Raw genomic sequence first — 16,040 nt, 5'->3', positions numbered from 1 at the left:
CGGGCCGGGTGGCCTGCGCGGAGGGCCGCCCGGCCCGGGTGGTCCTCCGCGCCGCCGCGGCTCAGTCGTCGGCGGCCGGTCCCGTCCCGCGCCACCCGAGCACCGTCGCGTCGTCGGTGGCGACCCCGTGCCGGGCCTCGGCCTCCCGGACCCGCCTGATGATCCCGCCCGGCCCCTCGGTGTCGAGAAGACGCAGCAGGCCCGCCCAGTCGGTGAGCCCGAAGGTGTCCACGAGCCGGCTCGCCCCGTTGCTCAGCAACGCCGCCACCGTCACCCCGACCGCCGGGCAGTCGCCGGTGACCGCCTCGTCGACCACCCCCGGGTCGTCCTTGGCCACCCAGAAGCCGCCCGGGGCGTTGCGGTGCCCCCGCAACTCGGCCAGCAACCGCCGGTGCTCCCCGCTGCCCTCGGCCACGCCCACCAGCCGCCGCTCGAAGGAGCGGGCGATCACCGGCTCGCGGGGGTCGTGGGCGACGAGCGGCCCGCCGGCCACCCGGCCGACGACCGCCACCGCGTCCCCGAGGACCAGGTGCTCGACCAGCCCACCGGCGCACCGCAGCACCGCCACGGCCGCGTACGGGCTGCTCGGGTGGGTGACGTCGCAGGTGCCCCGGTGCGCGTCGGTGACCTGCCCGATGCCCTCGGCCAGCACCGCCCGCAGGCTCCCGCCCGTCGACAGCCCGCCCAGCAGCGCGCCGCCGAGCCGCCGGGCGTACCAGGCCACGCCGTGCCGGCAGACCTCGCCGGCCCCGGGGACGCCGCCCGCGCCGTCGACCAGCACCAGGCCGGCCGGCACCGCCCCGGCGAAATCCTCGTTGGCCCGCCCGGGGTGCCCCGCGTCGGTCGCCAGCAGCACCCGCACCCGCCGATCATCACACGGTCGGGTCCGGCCGGGTTTCACCCGGTGACGCCGCAGTCGACGAGGATCTTCACCTCGCCACCGGCGGCGAGCGCCCGGAACGCCTCGGCCACCTCGGGCAGCGGCACGACCCGGGTGATCAGCCGCCCGGCGGGCACCAGGCCGGCATGCACCAGCCGGACGGCCTCGGTGTAGTCCTCCCGCTCGTACACCCGCACCCCGATCAGCTCCAGTTCGCGCCAGAAGACGCGGTGCAGGTCCACCTCCCGGGGGGTGGGGTGGATCGCCACGACGACCAGCCGGCCGCGTGCGGCGAGCAGGTCGGTCGCGGTGCGGACCCCGGCGGCGGACCCGGACACCTCGAAGGCCACGGCCGCCCCGGCGCCGCCGGTCGTCTCGTGCACGTGCCGGGCGACGTCCACCGTCGCCGGGTCGACGGTACGCAGCCCGAGTTCGGTGGCGAGGGCCCGCCGGCGCGGGTCGAGTTCCAGCACCGTCACCTCGGCCCCGGTGACCCGCGCGACCGTCCCGATGAGCAGGCCGACCGGCCCGGCGCCGACGACCACCGCGTGTTCACCGGCGGTCAGCCGGGACCGGCGTACGTCGTGCACGGCGACGGCGGTCGGCTCGATCAGCGCGGCGTGGGTCAGCGGCAGGTCTGCCGGCAGCGGCACCACGATGCGTGCGGGCACCGTCCACGAACGCTGCATCGCCCCGGGGGAGTCGATGCCGACGAAGGTGAGCCGGTGACAGATGTGGCTGTTGCCGGCCCGGCAGGCGGGGCAGTCGCCGCACCACTCCAGCGGCATCACGGTCACCGGGTCGCCCACCCGGTGCCCCCGCACCCCGGGGCCGACCTCGGCGATGCGTCCGGACATCTCGTGGCCGATCACCGCCGGCACCCGGACCCGCTGGTCCATCGCGCCGTGCGCCACGTGCAGGTCGGTGCCGCAGATCCCGGTGTACGCGACGTCGATGCGCACCTGGCCAGGGCCGGGCGGCACGACGGCGGTCCGCTCGACGACGAAGGTACGGTCGCCGACGTAGTGCGCGCTGTGGTTCACGACTCCTCCTCGGACAGGTGCCAGACCTCCCGCATCGGCGCCCACCAGTGCCCCGAGGCGGGCTCGGCGACCGACTCCTGGCACGGGTCGGTCAACGTCCACCACTCCTGCGTGCGCGGGTCGTCGGCGATGCGCCGCTGGTCGGCGTCGTGGTCCTCGCCGACGTACTCGTAGTAGCCGAAGAGCAGGTCGCCGTGCAGGAAGATGCTGTAGTTGCGGATGTTCGCCGCGCGCAGCGTCCGTTCGACGTCGGGCCAGACGGCGGCGTGCAGGCGCAGATAGGTCTCGCGGTGCTCCGGTCGGAGCCGGATCAACCAGCCGTAGCGCTGCACGTCACGCCCCTTCGGTGCGGGTGGTAACCGCCGGTCCACGGCGGCGGGCCGTGGGACGGCCGCCGTCGGGGAAAACATCGGATGTCTCTATATTGGTGGGGGTCGCCGTCGGTCGGCTCAGCCGCAGCGGCCGGGACGACGCGCGACCGGCCGGCCGGAGGGGGACGTGATGGCACTGACCGACGACGCGATCGCCAAGATCCGGAGCATGGTGCAGAGCGGTGAGCTGCCGCCGGGTGCCCGGCTGCCACCCGAGCCGCAGCTCGCCGAGCAGATGGGCCTGTCGCGCAGCGGGGTCCGGGAGGCGGTGAAGGTCCTCGAGTCGGCCCGGGTGCTCGACGTGCGTCGGGGCGACGGGACGTACGTCACCAGCCTCGCCCCCCGGCTGCTGCTGGAGGGGCTGGGGGTCGCGGTGGAGCTGCTGCGCGACGACACGCTGCTGGAGGTGATGGAGGTCCGGCGGCTGCTGGAACCGATGGCCACCGGGCTGGCGGCGCTGCGGATGACCGAGGCCCAGCTCGACGACCTCGGCGGCATCCTGGAGGAGATGCGGGCGGCGGCCGACGACGCCGAGAAGCTGATCCGGTTCGACACGGCGTTCCACCACACCGTCGTCGCCACCACCGGCAACGAGACCCTCACCTCGCTGCTGGACGGGTTGTCCAGCCGTACCCTGCGGGCCCGGGTGTGGCGCGGGCTGATCGAGGGCAACGCGGCGCACACCACCATCGACGAGCACCACGCGATCTACCGCGCGCTGCGCTCGCGTGACCAACTGCTCGCCCAGGCGAGCGCGTTGATGCACGTCAACACCTCCGAGGCGTGGCTGCGGACGGTGCTGGCCGCCAAGGCGGGGGCCGCCTGACCCGGCCGGCCTCACGCGGGCCCCGCCGGAGGGGCCGCGCCGACCCGGTCGGCCAGGCCGTAGGTGCGTACGGCGGTGCCGGCGAGGATCTCCCGGTGTTCCCGGTCCGACAGCGGTGGCAGCGCTGCCGTCAACGCCCGCAGCACCCCGGGGTAGTCCGACCGGAGCAGGCAGACCGGCCAGTCCGAGCCGAACATCAGCCGCTGGGCGCCGAACTCGGCGACGGCCACCGCGACGAACGGCCGCAGGTGGTCCGGGGTCCACGTCGGGGCGGCCTCGGTGACCAGGCCGGACAACTTCGCGGTGACGTTGGGGTTGGCGGCGAGGGCGGCCAACGGACCGCGCCAGCTCCGCAGCCCCGCGTCACCCTCGTCGATGCGGGGCTTGCCCAGGTGGTCCAGGACGAACCGCAACCCCGGCACCGCGCGGGCCGCCCGCGCCGCCGCCGGTAGCTGGTCGGCGCGGATCACCAGGTCGAACGCGAGCCCGGCGTCGGCGAGCGCGGCGAGCCCGCGCCGCACGTCGGGCCGGTCCAGGTAGTCCGGGTCCGGCTCGCCCTGCACCTGCGAGCGGACCCCGGCCAGGTACCCGCCGCCGCGCAGCCGGCGGTAGCGGGCCACGGTGGCGGGCACGTCGTCGGCGGCGACGTCGAGCCAGGCCACCACCGCCAGGATCGGCGCGGTGTCGGCGGCGTAGCCGAGAAATTCGGCGGCCTCGTCGCGATGGCAGCGCCCGCCCTCGACCAGCACGGTGCCGGTGACCCCGGCGGCGGCGAGTTCGGCGGTCAGGTCCGCCGGGGTGAACGGCCGCCGGATGGTCGCCAGCTCGGGCGCGTCCAGCCAGGTGTACCCGCGTTCGGGTCGCCACAGGTGGTGGTGCGCGTCGATGATCACGGCGTCACCGGGTCCGGGGTCGCGGCGGTGTCGGCCCACTGCGGGCCGTCGGGGAACCGGTACGCGGCCAGGGACTCCGGCCGGATCTGCCCGCTCATGCCCGGTGCGGTGGGGGCCAGGTAGCGCCCGCCGGTGACCCGCACCGGGTCGACGAAGTGGTCGTGCAGGTGGTCGACGTACTCGATGGCCCGGTCCTCGGTGCTGCCACTGACCGCGACGAAGTCGAACATCGCCAGGTGCTGCACCAGTTCGCACAGCCCCACCCCGCCGGCGTGCGGGCAGACCGGCACCCCGAACCGCGCGGCGAGCAGCAGGATCGCCAGGTTCTCGTTGACCCCGGCGACCCGGCAGGCGTCGATCTGCACCACGTCGACGGCGTCGGCCTGGAGCAGCTGCTTGAACACCACCGCGTTGTGCACGTGCTCGCCGGTGGCGACCCGGATAGGGCTGAGCGCCTTGCGGACGGCGGCGTGCCCGAGGACGTCGTCCGGCGACGTCGGCTCCTCGATCCAGTACGGGTCGAACGCGGCCAGCTCCCGCATCCACCCGATCGCCTCGGGCACGCCCCAGATCTGGTTGGCGTCGACCGCGAGGCGGACCTGCGGCCCGACGGCCTGCCGGGCGATGCCCATCCGGCGTACGTCGTCGGCCAGGTCACCGCCGACTTTGAGTTTGATCAGCCGGTAGCCGTCGCGGACGGCCTCCGCGCAGAGCCGGGCCAGCTTCTCGTCGTCGTAGCCCAGCCACCCGGGCGTGGTGGTGTACGCGGGGTAGCCCTCGGCCAGCAGCCGCTGTTCCCGCTCGGCCCGTCCGTCGGCGGCCCGCCGCAACAGGGCCAGCGCCTCGTCCTCGGTGAGGGCGTCGCGCAGGTAGCGGAAGTCGACCTGGGCGACGAGCTGTTCCGGGGTGAGGTCGGCCAGCAGTTTCCACAGCGGCTTGCCGGCCCGTCGGGCGGCGAGGTCCCACACCGCGTTGACCAGGCCACCGGCGGCCATGTGCACGACCCCCTTGGCCGGGCCGAGCCAGCGGATCTGGCTGTCGCCGACGAGCCGTCGCGCCAGCGCCCCGGGGTCGGCGGTCAGCTCGTCGACGGGTTGGCCGACGACCATCGCGGCCAGCGACCGTACGGCGGCGACCTGGATCTCGGTGCCGCGTCCCACGGTGAAGACCAGCCCGTGTCCCTCGTCGCCCGTCGACGTCCGCAGGACGACGTAGGCGGCCGAGTAGTCGGGGAACGGATTCATCGCGTCCGACCCGTCGCGGTGCACGGAGGTGGGGAAGCGGACGTCGATCGTGTCCACCGCGGTGATGCGCTCAGTCAACGGAACTCCTGGTTGAGGGGATCGGGGGCGTCGGCGGTCCGCCTCGTGGGCGGGTCGCGCGGGGTCGGGCCGGCGGGGGCGGTTCAGGTCTGTGCCTTGCCGCCGGTGATGCGGGAGACCACCAGGGCGATCAGGATGACCGCGCCGTTGAGGAAGTTCGTCCACTGTGCGGGCACCCCGGCCAGGGTCAACACGTTGATGATCATGAAGAGCAGCAGGACGCCGGTGAACGCGCCGAAGACGCTGCCCCGGCCGCCGTTGAGGCTGACCCCGCCGATCACCGCCGCCGCGAACACCTGGAAGATCGCGCCGTCGCCCTGGGCCGCCGGCACCGCCGCCAGCCGGCCGCTGATCAGCAGGCCGGCCAGGGCGGCGAGCACGCTGGCCACGACCAGCGCGACCCACAGCACCCGGTCGGTGCGGATGCCGGCGGCGCGGGCCGCGTCGGCGTTGCCGCCGATGGCGTAGAGCGCGCGGCCGGCGCGGGTGTGGCCGAGCACCACGATCCCGGCGGCGAACAGCAGCAGCGACACCCAGATCGAGGCCGGCACCCCGAGCCAGCTCGTCGAGCCGAGGTACGTCATCGACCCGGGCAGCGCGAAGAAGGTCTGCCCGCCGGAGATGCCGGTGAGCAGGCCGCGCAGGATGATCAGCATGCCCAGCGTCACGATGAACCCGTTGAGGCCGAACCGGACGATGAGCAGCCCGTTGAACGCCCCGACCAGCGCCCCGACCAGCAGCACCACCGGCACCGCCCAGGCGTCCGGGAGCAGGCCGAGCCCCAACCCCCGGGTCAGCTCCGGGTCGACGACCAGCCAGGCGGCGATGCCCGGGGCGAGCCCGAAGGTGCTCTCCAGCGACAGGTCCATCTTGCCGGTGATCAGCACGATCGTCTGGGCCAGCACCAGGATCGCGATCTCCGACATGCTCTGCAGCACGTTGAGGACGTTGTCGGTGCTGAGGAAGACCGGGCTGATGATCCACCCGACGATCGCCACCGCGACGATCGCCGGCACCAGCGCCAGGTCCCGCAGCCGGGCGACGGCCAGGTGCCGCGACGACGGGCGGGTCGGCGGGGGCGCCGACGCCGGCACCGTGCCGGTGGACAGCGTGTCAGACATGGTGGAGGTCCACCCCTTCCATGGCGGCTACCAGATCGTTGTCGCTCCAGCCGTGGGCCATCTCGGCGACCACCCGGCCCTGGAACATCACCAGCACCCGGTCGCAGATGCGCAGGTCGTCCAGCTCGTCGGAGACCACCAGCACGGCGGTGCCCCGGCGGCGGACGTCCTCGACGACGCCGAGCAGGGTCTGCTTGGACCGCACGTCGACCCCGGCGGTGGGCGTGATCAGCACCAGCAGCCGCGGATCGTTGGCCAACGCCCGGCCCATCACGACCTTCTGCTGGTTGCCGCCGGACAGGTCGGCCACCGGCGTCTGCGGCCCGGACGCCTTGATCGTCAGCGCGGCGATGGTGTCCCGGGCCAGCGCGTCCCGGCGGGCCCGGGAGATGAACCCGTAGCGCCCGACCCGCTGCGGCACGGTCATCGTGACGTTCTCCCCGATCGACAGCCCCGGCACCAGGCCCTCCCGGTGCCGGTCCTGCGGCACCAGCCCCACCCCGGCGGCGAGGGCGTCGGGCACGCTGCCCGGCCGCAGCACCCGGCCGGCGAGGGTGACCGAACCGGCCACCGGGCGGGCCAGACCGACGACCGCCTCGGCGACCTCGACCTTGCCGCTGCCGCCACCACCGGCGATGCCGACCACCTCGCCCGCCCGGGCCCGCATCGACAGCCGGGCCCCGGACCCGGTGACCAGGTCCCGCACCGACAGCAGCACCGGCGCGTCGGACGCCGGCGGCCGGTGGTCGGCCTCCGGCATGCTCACGTCCTCCCCGGTCATCGCGGCGACCAGCGCCTGCCGGCTCAACCCGGCGACCGGGGCGGTGAGGATGTGCCGGGCGTCGCGGAAGACCGTCACCCGGTCGCACAGGTCGTAGATCTCCTGCAGGTGGTGGCTGATGAACAGGAACGTCACCCCCTGCGCCCGCAGGTCGCGGATGCGGGTGAACAGGCGGTCGATGCCGGCGGCGTCGAGCTGGGCGGTCGGCTCGTCGAGGACGATGAACCGGGCGCCGAAGGACAACGCGCGGGCGATCTCCACGAACTGCCGCTGCTCGACCGAGAGCGTCGCGGCCGGCTGCCGGACGTCGACGTCGACCGACCACTGCGCCAGCAGGTGTTGCGCCTCCCGCCGCAGGCTCGACCAGCGGATCAGGCCGGCGCGGGAGCGGGCGTGCCGGTTGAGGAACAGGTTCTCCGCCACGGTGAGGGTGGGAATGATCGTCGACTTCTGGTAGACGCAGGCCACCCGCCGCCGCCAGGCGTCCCGGTCGGCCAGCGGTGGCGCCGGCCGGCCGTCGAAGGCGACCGCCCCGCCGTCGGCGGCCTGCAACCCGGTCAGGATGCCGACCAGCGTCGACTTGCCGGCGCCGTTGCGGCCGACCAGGGCGTGCGTCTCGCCGCGCCGGACCATGATCCCCGCCCCGGACAGGGCGAGTGTGGAGCCGAAGCGTTTGGTGATGTCGACCGCCTCGACGACCGGTGGGTCGTCGTCGCCGGGGTGGTGCGGGGCGGTGGTCATCCCTTCCGGCCCCACAGCGAGGGGTCGTCGTACTTCACCGTGGGCTGCCCGGCGACCGGTGCGCCGTCCAGGGTCACCAGGGGTGCCGGGAGCTGGTCCTCCAGCAGGCCGTCGCGTACCTGGATGATGGTGCTGCCGTGGTCGGTGGGGCCGGGCTGGAACGTCTTGCCCTCGATCGCCGCCTTGGCGTACTCCAGCCCGTAGCGGGCGTACAGGTCGGCGGGTTGGCTGACGGTGGCGTCGATCAGGCCGTCGCCGATGTTCTTCAGCTCCTCGGGGATGCCGTCGTTGGACACCACGAAGACGTGCTTCGGGTCGGTCGGCGGCACCTGCAGGCCACGCTGCTTGAGGATCTGCAGGGTGCCCGACAGCGCGAACGACGACTGCATGTAGACGCCCCGGATGTCCGGGTCGGACGCGAAGCGGGTCTGCAACTTCGACGCCGCGACGTCGGCCTTCCAGTCGGTCGCCTCCCCGAAGACCTTGATGCCGGGGAACTCCTTGCCCATGCACTCGCTGAACGCCTCGGTGCGGTCCCGGCCGTTGATGGAGTCCAGGCCGCCCTGGAGCATGACGACCTTGCCCCGGCCGCCGAGCTTGGTGCCCAGGAACTGGCAGGCCTTGGTCCCGTACGCCCGGTTGTCGGCGCGGACCACCATGAACACCGTGCCGGTGTCGGGCCGGGTGTCGATGGTGACCACCGGGATCTTGCGGCTCTCCAGCTGGGCCAGGGTCGGGGCGATCGCGGCGGTGTCCTGCGGGGCCATCACCACCCCCTTGACGCCCTGGCTCATGAAGGTCTGGGCGTTCGAGATGAGGTTCGCGATGTCGTTCTGCGAGTTGGTGGTCTTGAGGTCGACCCCCAACTGCCCGGCGGACTGCGGCACGTACCTGATGTAGGAGTTCCAGAAGTCGGTGTCCGAGCGGGGGTAGTCGACCCCGATGAGCGGCTTGCCGCCGCCCGTGCCGGTCCCGGCCCCCCGGTCACCGCAGCCGGCGGTGAGGGCGACCGTCGCGCCGAGCAGCACCGTCAGCCCCGCGCTCACCAGACGTCCGTGGTTCATCGTGTTCGCTCCGTTTCTGCGGGAGTGCTCCGGCGGGCACGGCCGTCGCGTGGGGCGGCGGCCGTGCGCCCGGATGGCGCACTGCGGGCCGGGCGTGCTGGAACCTTGCGCCGGCTGCCGGGTCGGGGGACGGCACGCGGAGGTCCCCTCCCTGGGTGGGAGGTGGGTGGTGCCGACACGCACGGTCGAGACATCAGACGTTAGAGTTTCCATTGTGTAACGTCAATGCCCCGCAGGTTACTGCGGGGAGCGGCTGCTGGCGGCCGGTCGCCGGGGTGGAGCTTCGGTCGCGACACCCCAGACGTCCTACCAATGCCGTGCCCGGTCGGACGGCCCCTGCCTGGCGTGGCGTCGCAGGTGGCGGCGGCCGGTCGGCCCGTCGATGAACATTAACGTCGACGCCTGTAGTTCTTTGCCGCGTCGGGTCGCCTGCGCCGGCCGGACCGTCCCGCGCCCGATCGACCCGCGCGCCGGGCGGCAGCCGCCCCGCGCCCCGCCCGCCGTGGCCCCTCGGCGATCCGATCGGGCGTGCGTCGACGCACGCCGGTGCCGCCCTGGACGGCCGCTGCGCCCCGGATCTAAGAGATTTCCCATTTGTATTGGCCAGCATCGATTCCGATCGCCGCGCAGGGCGGCCGGTCAGAACAGGAGCGGCCCATGTCCGTACGACAGACCACCGACGACACCGCCAGCCACCCGGTCGGCACCCTCCCGGCCGGGCCGGACGGCTGGCGGTCGGTCCTGCTGGACCACCTCCCACCGCGTGACCGGCGGCTGTTCCACCGGTTCGGTCAGGGCCCCCGGGTGCCCGCCCCCGACCTGCGCATCCACCAGGCGTTCGCCAGGTGGGCCGCCGCCACCCCGGACGCCGTCGCCGCCGAGCACCTCGGGGTACGGATCGGCTACCGCGAACTGGACCGCCAGGCCAACCGGCTCGCCGCCCACCTCGTCGCCCTCGGCGTGCGCACCGGCGACACCGTGGGCGTGTTCACCAGCCGGTCCCTGCCGATGCTGGTGGGCATCCTGGCCACCCTCAAGGCCGGGGCGGCCTACGTCCCGCAGGACGTCCGGATCGCCCCCGCCGGGCAGTTGCGCCAGGTCGCCTCGACCGCCCGCTGCCGGGTGCTGCTGACCACGTCGGCGACCCTGGACGCGGTGCCGGCGTCGCCCGGTGTGCCCCGGCTCGCGGTCGACGAGATGATGGCCGAGCCGCTGCCCCCCGGCCTGCACCTCACCGCCCCCGTCCCGGACCGCCCGGTACGCGCCGACGACGGCTGCTACGTGCTGTTCACCTCCGGCACCACGGGCACCCCCAACGGCGTCACCGTCACCCACGGCAACGTCGCCAACATCCTGCTCACCACCCCGGGCGACCTGGGGATACGGCCCGGCCGGACGGTCGCCCAACTGCTCAACGTCGCCTTCGACATGGCCGCCTGGGAGATCCTCGGCTGCCTCGCCAACGGCGGCACCCTGCTCGTGCGCGACCGGGACCTCACCGCCACCGCCGCCCGCGCCGACGTGGTGGTCGCCACCCCCTCGGTGCTCGCCCGGATCGACCCGGACCGGTGCGCCGGGGTGCGGGTGGTCGCGGTCGCGGGGGAGCCCTGTCCGCGTCCGCTGGCCGACCGGTGGGCCGCCGGCCGGATCTTCTACAACTGCTGCGGGCCGACCGAGACCACCATCGTCAACACCATGCACCGGCACCGGCCGGGTGCGCCGCTGACCATCGGCCGGCCGACCCCGAACAACACCGTCTACGTCCTCGACGACGACGGACGCCCCTGCCGCATCGGCGAGGTCGGCGAGATGTGGGCCGGTGGCGACTGCGTCTCCGCCGGCTACCTGGACAACGACGCGCTCAACACCGAGCGGTACGCCCCGGACCCGTTCCTCGGCGGCGACCGGCTGATGTTCCGTACCCGCGACCGGGGCCGCTGGCGCGCGGACGGGGAACTGGAACATCTCGGCCGCACCGACGACCAGGTGAAGGTCCGGGGTTTCCGGGTGGAGCTGGACGCGGTCTCGACCGTGCTGGAGACGGTGCCGGGCTGCCGGAGCGCGGTCACCCTCCGGGTCACCGACCGGGACCTGGTCTCCTTCGTCGTCCCTGCGGAACTGGACCCGCAGCGGTGCCGGGAGACGGTGGCCGCCGCGCTGCCCTACTACTGCGTGCCGGCGGCCGTGCACCCGCTGCCGGAGCTGCCGATGACCGGCCGGGGCAAGGTCGACCGGGACGCGCTGCACCGGCTCGCCCTCGACCTGCGGTGGCAGTTCGCCCACGTCGAGGAGGCGGCGGCGTGACCACCACCGGTCTGCGACCCGTGTCGACGCCGCCGCGCACCGGCCCGGCGGGCCACCCCGACGAGGTGCTTCCCCCGCCGGTGTCGACGCTGCGCCGGGTCCTGGCCCATCCCCGGTTCATGCACCACCACCGGCTCGTCGCGGCGGTGCTCGCCGGCAACGCCGTGCTGCTGGCGTACGGGCTGGCCGCCGGCTGGTGGCACGGCCCGGGGACCGCCGACGCGTTGGGCGTCGCCGCGCTGGCGAACGTCGCGCTGGCCGTGCTGATCCGCCAGCAGTACGTGATCAACCTGCTGTTCCGGCTGGCCACCCGGGCACCCACCAGGTGGCCGCTGCGGGTGCGGGCCACGTTGGGCAAGGTCTACCACTTCGGTGGGCTGCACGTCGGCGCGGCGCTGGCCGGCACCGCCTGGTTCCTTGCCCAGCTCGGCGCGTTGACCGCGCGTGGCGGCCCGGCGGGGGCGCTGGTCACCGGGTACGCGGTGGCCGTCCTGCTGTTGGTCGTCGTCGGCACCGCGCTGCCGCCGGTGCGCTCGCGCCGGCACGACCTGTTCGAGCGCACCCACCGCCTCGGCGGCTGGGCGGCCCTGCTGCTGCTCTGGGCGCAGGCCAATTTCCTGGCCGGCGGGCCGGTCGCGCTGGCCGCCTCCCCGCAGGGATGGGTGCTCGCGGTGCTGACCGCCAGCATCGCCCTGCCCTGGCTGCGGCTGCGCCGGGTGCCGGTGGTGGTGCAGCGTCCGTCGTCGCACGTGGCGCTGGTCCACTTCGACCACGGGGTGACGCCGTTCCCCGGCTCGTCCACGGCGGTCAGCCGCAGCCCGCTGTGGGAGTGGCACTCGTTCGCCAACGTGCCGACGCCGGGCCGCAGCGGGTTCCGGCTGACCGTCAGCCGGGCCGGTGACTGGACCGGCCGGTTCGTCGACGACCCGCCGCGCCGGGTCTGGGTGAAGGGGATCAGCACCGCCGGGGTGGCCAACATCGAGACCCTGTTCCGCCGGGTGCTGTACGTGGCGACCGGCAGCGGGATCGGCCCGGTGCTGCCGCACCTGCTGGCCGGGCAGGTGCCGGCCCACCTGGTCTGGGTGGCCCGCCGGCACCGGGAGACCTTCGGCGACGACCTGGTCGACGAGATCCTCGCCCACCAGCCCGACGCGCTGCTGTGGGACACCGCCCGCGACGGCAAGCCCGACATGCTGCGGCTGGCCTGGCAGGCGTGCCGCCGCTCCGACGCGGAGGCGGTCATCTGCATCTCGAACCGTCCGCTGACCTGGCAGGTGGTGCGGGGCATGGAGGAACGCGGGGTGCCCGCGTACGGCGCGATCTGGGATTCCTGAGGACATGGAGGCGACGATGAGGATCACCGTGGAGAAGGACGACCGGGTGGTCACGGTGCGGTTGTGCCGGCCCGAGGTGCGCAACGCGTTGGACACGGCGCTGCTGACCGAACTGGTCGAGACGCTGCGCCCGCTGGACCGCGACCCGGGGGTGGGCTGTTTCGTGCTCACCGGCTCCGACGAGGTCTTCGCGGCCGGGGCGGACATCCGGGAGATGGCCGGGAAGTCCTTCCTGGACGTGGCGTTGGACGACCACTTCGCCGGTTGGGACGCGTTCGCCGCGCTGCGTACCCCGAAGATCGCGGCGGTGGCCGGCTACGCCCTCGGCGGCGGTTGCGAGCTGGCGATGATGTGTGACCTGGTCTTCGCGGCGGACAACGCCCGGTTCGGGCAGCCGGAGCTGCGGCTGGGGGTGATGCCCGGCATCGGCGGCACCCAGCGGCTGACCCGGCTGGTCGGCCCGGCGCGGGCGATGGACCTGGTGCTCACCGGCCGGCAGCTCGACGCGGCGCAGGCGTACCGGTGGGGCCTGGTGTCCCGGGTGGTGCCGACGGACCGGCTGCTGGCCGAGGCGAAGGCCGCGGCGGCGGTGGTGGCCGGGTATCCGAAGCTCGCGACGATGCTGGCCCGGGAGGCGGTCCGGCAGGCCGAGGAGGTCGGCGTGCAGGCCGGGGTGCTGTTCGAACGGCGGGCCTTCCACGCCCTGTTCGCCACCGAGGACCAGCGCGAGGGGATGGCCGCCTTCCTGGAGAAGCGTCCGGCCCGGTTCGTGGGCCGCTGAGCCACCGCGCCGCCCGGGGCCCGTCGGGCCCCGGGCGGCCGGCTCACAGCGCGCCGATCTGGTAGCCCAGGCCGTGCACGGTGCGCACCACCCCGTCGCCGAGCTTGCGGCGCAGGTAGTGCACGTACGTGTCGACCACCGCCTCGGTGCGGTCCGCGCCGAACACCCGCCCCCGGAGCTGGCTGCGGCTGTGCACCATCCGGGGTTGGCTGGCGAGCAGCCGGATCAGCTCGAACTCCCGGCCGCTGAGCGTCACCTCCCGCCCGTCGGGCAGCCGCACCCCGCGTTGGGCCAGGTCGAGCTGCCCGGCCCCGATGGGGATCAGTTCGGCCCCGTCGAAGCGGCGGCGGGTCAGCGCCCGGACCCGGGCCATCAGCTCGGTCACCTCGAACGGTTTGGGCAGGTAGTCGTCGGCGCCCGCGTCGAGGCCCCGGATGCGTTCGTCGAGGTCGCCGAGCGCGCTGAGCATCAGCACCCGGGCGGCGACGGAGCGCCGCCGCAGCCGGATGAGCAGGTCGACCCCGTCGATGGCCGGCAGCCGCCGGTCCAACATGATGACCTGGTAGGGGCCGCGCAGCGCCAGGTGCAGTCCGCGCTGACCGTCGCGGGCCAGGTCGATCCGGTACCCCGCCCGGTGGAACAGCTCGACCAGCATGTCGGCCAGTTCCGCGTCGTCCTCGACGAGGAGCAACGGGCCGTGCGCCGGGGGTGACGGGTCGGTCATCCGTTCATGGTCGCACCGAAACGGCAGAAGGTTGACCGGTGGAATTTCTCGCCGGTCAGAATCTACTCGTCGCGCGTTCCCCGCCCGCCCGGTCCCGGCCCGCCCACCAGCGCAGGGGCCACCGGCCGCCGCCCGGGTCGCCGTCCGTCGGCGGGCCACCGGCGCGCCCCCCGCCGGACACCGGCAGCCGTACGGTGAAGGTGGCGCCCGCCCCGGGCCGGCCGGTGGCGCTGATCGTGCCGCCGTGCGCGGTGACCACCTCGCGGACCAGCGCCAACCCGAGCCCGGCCCGGCGGTCCCCGGCGTCGGGGCCCCGGTGGAACCGGTCGAAGATCCGGCCGGCGTGCCGGGGGTCGAACCCCCGGCCGGAGTCGCTGACCACCAGCTCGACCCGGTCCGCGCCCGCCGGACGCAACCGCACCTGCACCCGCCCGCCGGCCGGGGTGTGGTGCAGGGCGTTCGCCAGCAGTTCCGCCACCACCCGGTGCAGCGCGGGCCCGACGCCGCGCACCGGCACCGGGTGGTCCGCGCCGGTCACCCCGAGCGTCACCCCGAGGGCGGCGGCGCGCGGCGCGTCGGCCCCGATCGCCTCGACGACGAGCGCGGCGAGGTCGACAGTGGCCGGCGGCCCGGTCATCGCCGCCGGATCGGCCAACCGGGCCGACAGGAGCAACTCGTCGACGATCTCCCCGAGCCGTCGGGTGGTGTGCAGCAGCCGGTCCAGGTCCTGCCGGTCCGCGTCGTGCGCCGCGCCGGTCGTCCGCTGGGCCAGCAGTTGGGCCGCCGTGTGCACCCGGGTGATCGGGGCCCGCAGCTCGTGGCTCGCGTCGGCGACGAAGCGGCGTTGCCGGTCGAGCGCCTCGGTCAGCGGCAGCACCGACCGGCGACGCAGCCGCAGGTCCGTCGCGGTCGCCGCGACCAGGACGGCCAGCGCGGCGGTCGACACCGCCCACAGCAGGTAACGCCGTTCGGCGAGCTGGAAGCGGGCGTCGAAGACCACCTGGACGACCTCGCCGTCGCGCCACTGGGTCCGCACGTGGTAGACGGTGCCGTTGCGGGCGACCTGGCCGACCTGGGGGCGGCCGGTGCGGGCCACGGTGTGGACCGCCCCGTGCTCCGGGAAGCCGGCCGGCGGCGCGCCACCGTGACCGGTGTCGCTCGCGCCGCCGAAGATCCAGGTGCAGCCGGACGGGTCGGCCGGGCGGCCGTGCACCATCGCCCAGTCCAGCTCGTGGCGGATCCTGGCCTGCTGGACGTGCACCAGGGCGGCGTAGCCGACCCCGCCGGCCAGCGCCAGCAGGGCGACGACCAGCAGCCCGACGGCCAGCCCGGTACGCGGCCGGGCGTGGGTCGCCCGCAGCCGGCGCATCCGGCCGGGGTCACCGCCGGCGCGTCGGCCAGCGGCGCTGGTCAGCGGCATCGTGCCGCCGCCCCGTCCCTGCGGATCCGACCTCGTCCGCCTGCCCGGCAACCGACCCGCATCCATCGAAGATGACACATCGCGCACCGGATCGGAAGGGATCACCGTCGCCTCCCGGATGCCGGGCCGGCCCGGCGTTCCCCGGGACCGGGGACGCGAAGGGTGAACGTTAACACTCGGCCGGGAAGGTTGACCCGGCAACGGGTCGTGCCCGGTGGCGGCGAGGCGACCGGGTGTCCGGGGCGCAACTCTTGAACCACCCGAAACCCTCTGGTAACATCGCCGGATCTGAATGGAACCCCTGCCGGTTCGTTCGCCCCCACCAAACCGATCATGCATCCGTTCGACCCGCGCCGATCGATGTGAGCGTTAACACTCGCCGGTCGGCTCCGTTTCGACCACGGAGTGCCGGTCGGTCAGACCACCTGAGGCCCT

General features: G+C 74.2%; 14 protein-coding genes. 4 read left to right on the top strand and 10 right to left on the bottom strand.

Annotated elements, in window-relative coordinates:
- Window positions 1-61: 61 nt before the first annotated feature.
- The 3 genes from JQX11_RS03075 to JQX11_RS03065 are packed head-to-tail and all read right to left on the bottom strand — an operon-like array spanning window position 62 to window position 2,333.
- Window positions 62-862, bottom strand: coding sequence for a hypothetical protein (locus tag JQX11_RS03075; protein WP_307826037.1), 801 nt, complete (start codon window positions 860-862; stop codon window positions 62-64).
- A gap of 35 nt (window positions 863-897) precedes the next feature.
- The gene (locus JQX11_RS03070; protein ID WP_204923404.1) at window positions 898-1,923 is read right to left on the bottom strand and encodes a zinc-dependent alcohol dehydrogenase; all 1,026 of its coding nucleotides are present in this window, start codon (window positions 1,921-1,923) and stop codon (window positions 898-900) included.
- On the bottom strand, window positions 1,920-2,333 hold the full coding sequence (locus tag JQX11_RS03065; RefSeq protein WP_232377013.1) for an L-rhamnose mutarotase: 414 nt from the start codon (window positions 2,331-2,333) through the stop codon (window positions 1,920-1,922). Before JQX11_RS03065 ends, JQX11_RS03070 begins: the two co-directional genes overlap by 4 nt.
- Before the next feature lie 91 nt (window positions 2,334-2,424).
- Here JQX11_RS03065 and JQX11_RS03060 point away from each other — a divergent pair, with 91 nt between their 5' ends.
- Entirely contained in the window at window positions 2,425-3,120 is a 696-nt protein-coding gene (locus JQX11_RS03060; protein WP_204923403.1) for a FadR/GntR family transcriptional regulator, read from the top strand.
- 11 nt (window positions 3,121-3,131) lie between these two features.
- Here the strand turns inward: JQX11_RS03060 and JQX11_RS03055 are convergent, their stop codons facing one another.
- The 5 genes from JQX11_RS03055 to JQX11_RS03035 all read right to left on the bottom strand — a co-directional run bounded on the left by JQX11_RS03055 (window position 3,132) and on the right by JQX11_RS03035 (window position 9,042).
- Entirely contained in the window at window positions 3,132-4,013 is an 882-nt protein-coding gene (locus JQX11_RS03055; protein WP_204923402.1) for an amidohydrolase family protein, read from the bottom strand.
- Window positions 4,010-5,335, bottom strand: coding sequence for an enolase C-terminal domain-like protein (locus JQX11_RS03050; protein WP_204923401.1), 1,326 nt, complete (start codon window positions 5,333-5,335; stop codon window positions 4,010-4,012). The genes JQX11_RS03055 and JQX11_RS03050 overlap by 4 nt, the downstream gene beginning before the upstream one ends.
- 83 nt (window positions 5,336-5,418) lie before the next feature.
- Window positions 5,419-6,456, bottom strand: a complete 1,038-nt coding sequence (locus JQX11_RS03045) for an ABC transporter permease (RefSeq protein WP_204923400.1) — start codon at window positions 6,454-6,456, stop codon at window positions 5,419-5,421.
- Window positions 6,449-7,978, bottom strand: a complete 1,530-nt coding sequence (locus JQX11_RS03040) for a sugar ABC transporter ATP-binding protein (RefSeq protein ID WP_204923399.1) — start codon at window positions 7,976-7,978, stop codon at window positions 6,449-6,451. Before JQX11_RS03040 ends, JQX11_RS03045 begins: the two co-directional genes overlap by 8 nt.
- Window positions 7,975-9,042, bottom strand: a complete 1,068-nt coding sequence (locus JQX11_RS03035; RefSeq protein ID WP_204923398.1) for a sugar ABC transporter substrate-binding protein — start codon at window positions 9,040-9,042, stop codon at window positions 7,975-7,977. The genes JQX11_RS03040 and JQX11_RS03035 overlap by 4 nt, the downstream gene beginning before the upstream one ends.
- 657 nt (window positions 9,043-9,699) lie before the next feature.
- Between JQX11_RS03035 and JQX11_RS03030 the strand changes: the two genes are divergently transcribed.
- From JQX11_RS03030 to JQX11_RS03020, 3 genes are read left to right on the top strand one after another with little or no spacing between them, the layout of a single operon-like run.
- The gene (locus JQX11_RS03030; RefSeq protein ID WP_204923397.1) at window positions 9,700-11,346 is read left to right on the top strand and encodes an amino acid adenylation domain-containing protein; all 1,647 of its coding nucleotides are present in this window, start codon (window positions 9,700-9,702) and stop codon (window positions 11,344-11,346) included.
- Window positions 11,343-12,680, top strand: a complete 1,338-nt coding sequence (locus JQX11_RS03025) for an FNR domain-containing protein (RefSeq protein WP_372444531.1) — start codon at window positions 11,343-11,345, stop codon at window positions 12,678-12,680. Before JQX11_RS03030 ends, JQX11_RS03025 begins: the two co-directional genes overlap by 4 nt.
- Window positions 12,681-12,696: 16 nt before the next feature.
- Complete coding sequence (locus tag JQX11_RS03020) at window positions 12,697-13,461, top strand: enoyl-CoA hydratase-related protein (RefSeq protein WP_204923396.1); 765 nt, start codon at window positions 12,697-12,699, stop codon at window positions 13,459-13,461.
- A gap of 43 nt (window positions 13,462-13,504) precedes the next feature.
- Here JQX11_RS03020 and JQX11_RS03015 read toward each other — a convergent pair whose 3' ends face one another.
- Window positions 13,505-14,185, bottom strand: a complete 681-nt coding sequence (locus JQX11_RS03015; RefSeq protein WP_204923395.1) for a response regulator transcription factor — start codon at window positions 14,183-14,185, stop codon at window positions 13,505-13,507.
- Window positions 14,186-14,240: 55 nt separating this feature from the next.
- Window positions 14,241-15,605: a sensor histidine kinase gene (locus JQX11_RS03010; RefSeq protein WP_232377012.1), complete on the bottom strand. Its 1,365-nt coding sequence runs from the start codon at window positions 15,603-15,605 to the stop codon at window positions 14,241-14,243.
- Between the last annotated feature and the right edge of the window lie 435 nt (window positions 15,606-16,040).

Source organism: Micromonospora humida (assembly GCF_016901255.1).
GTDB lineage: Bacteria > Actinomycetota > Actinomycetes > Mycobacteriales > Micromonosporaceae > Micromonospora > Micromonospora wenchangensis.
Note: the sequence above shows the minus strand (reverse complement) of the source record. Positions and strands in the feature narration are given on the sequence as shown.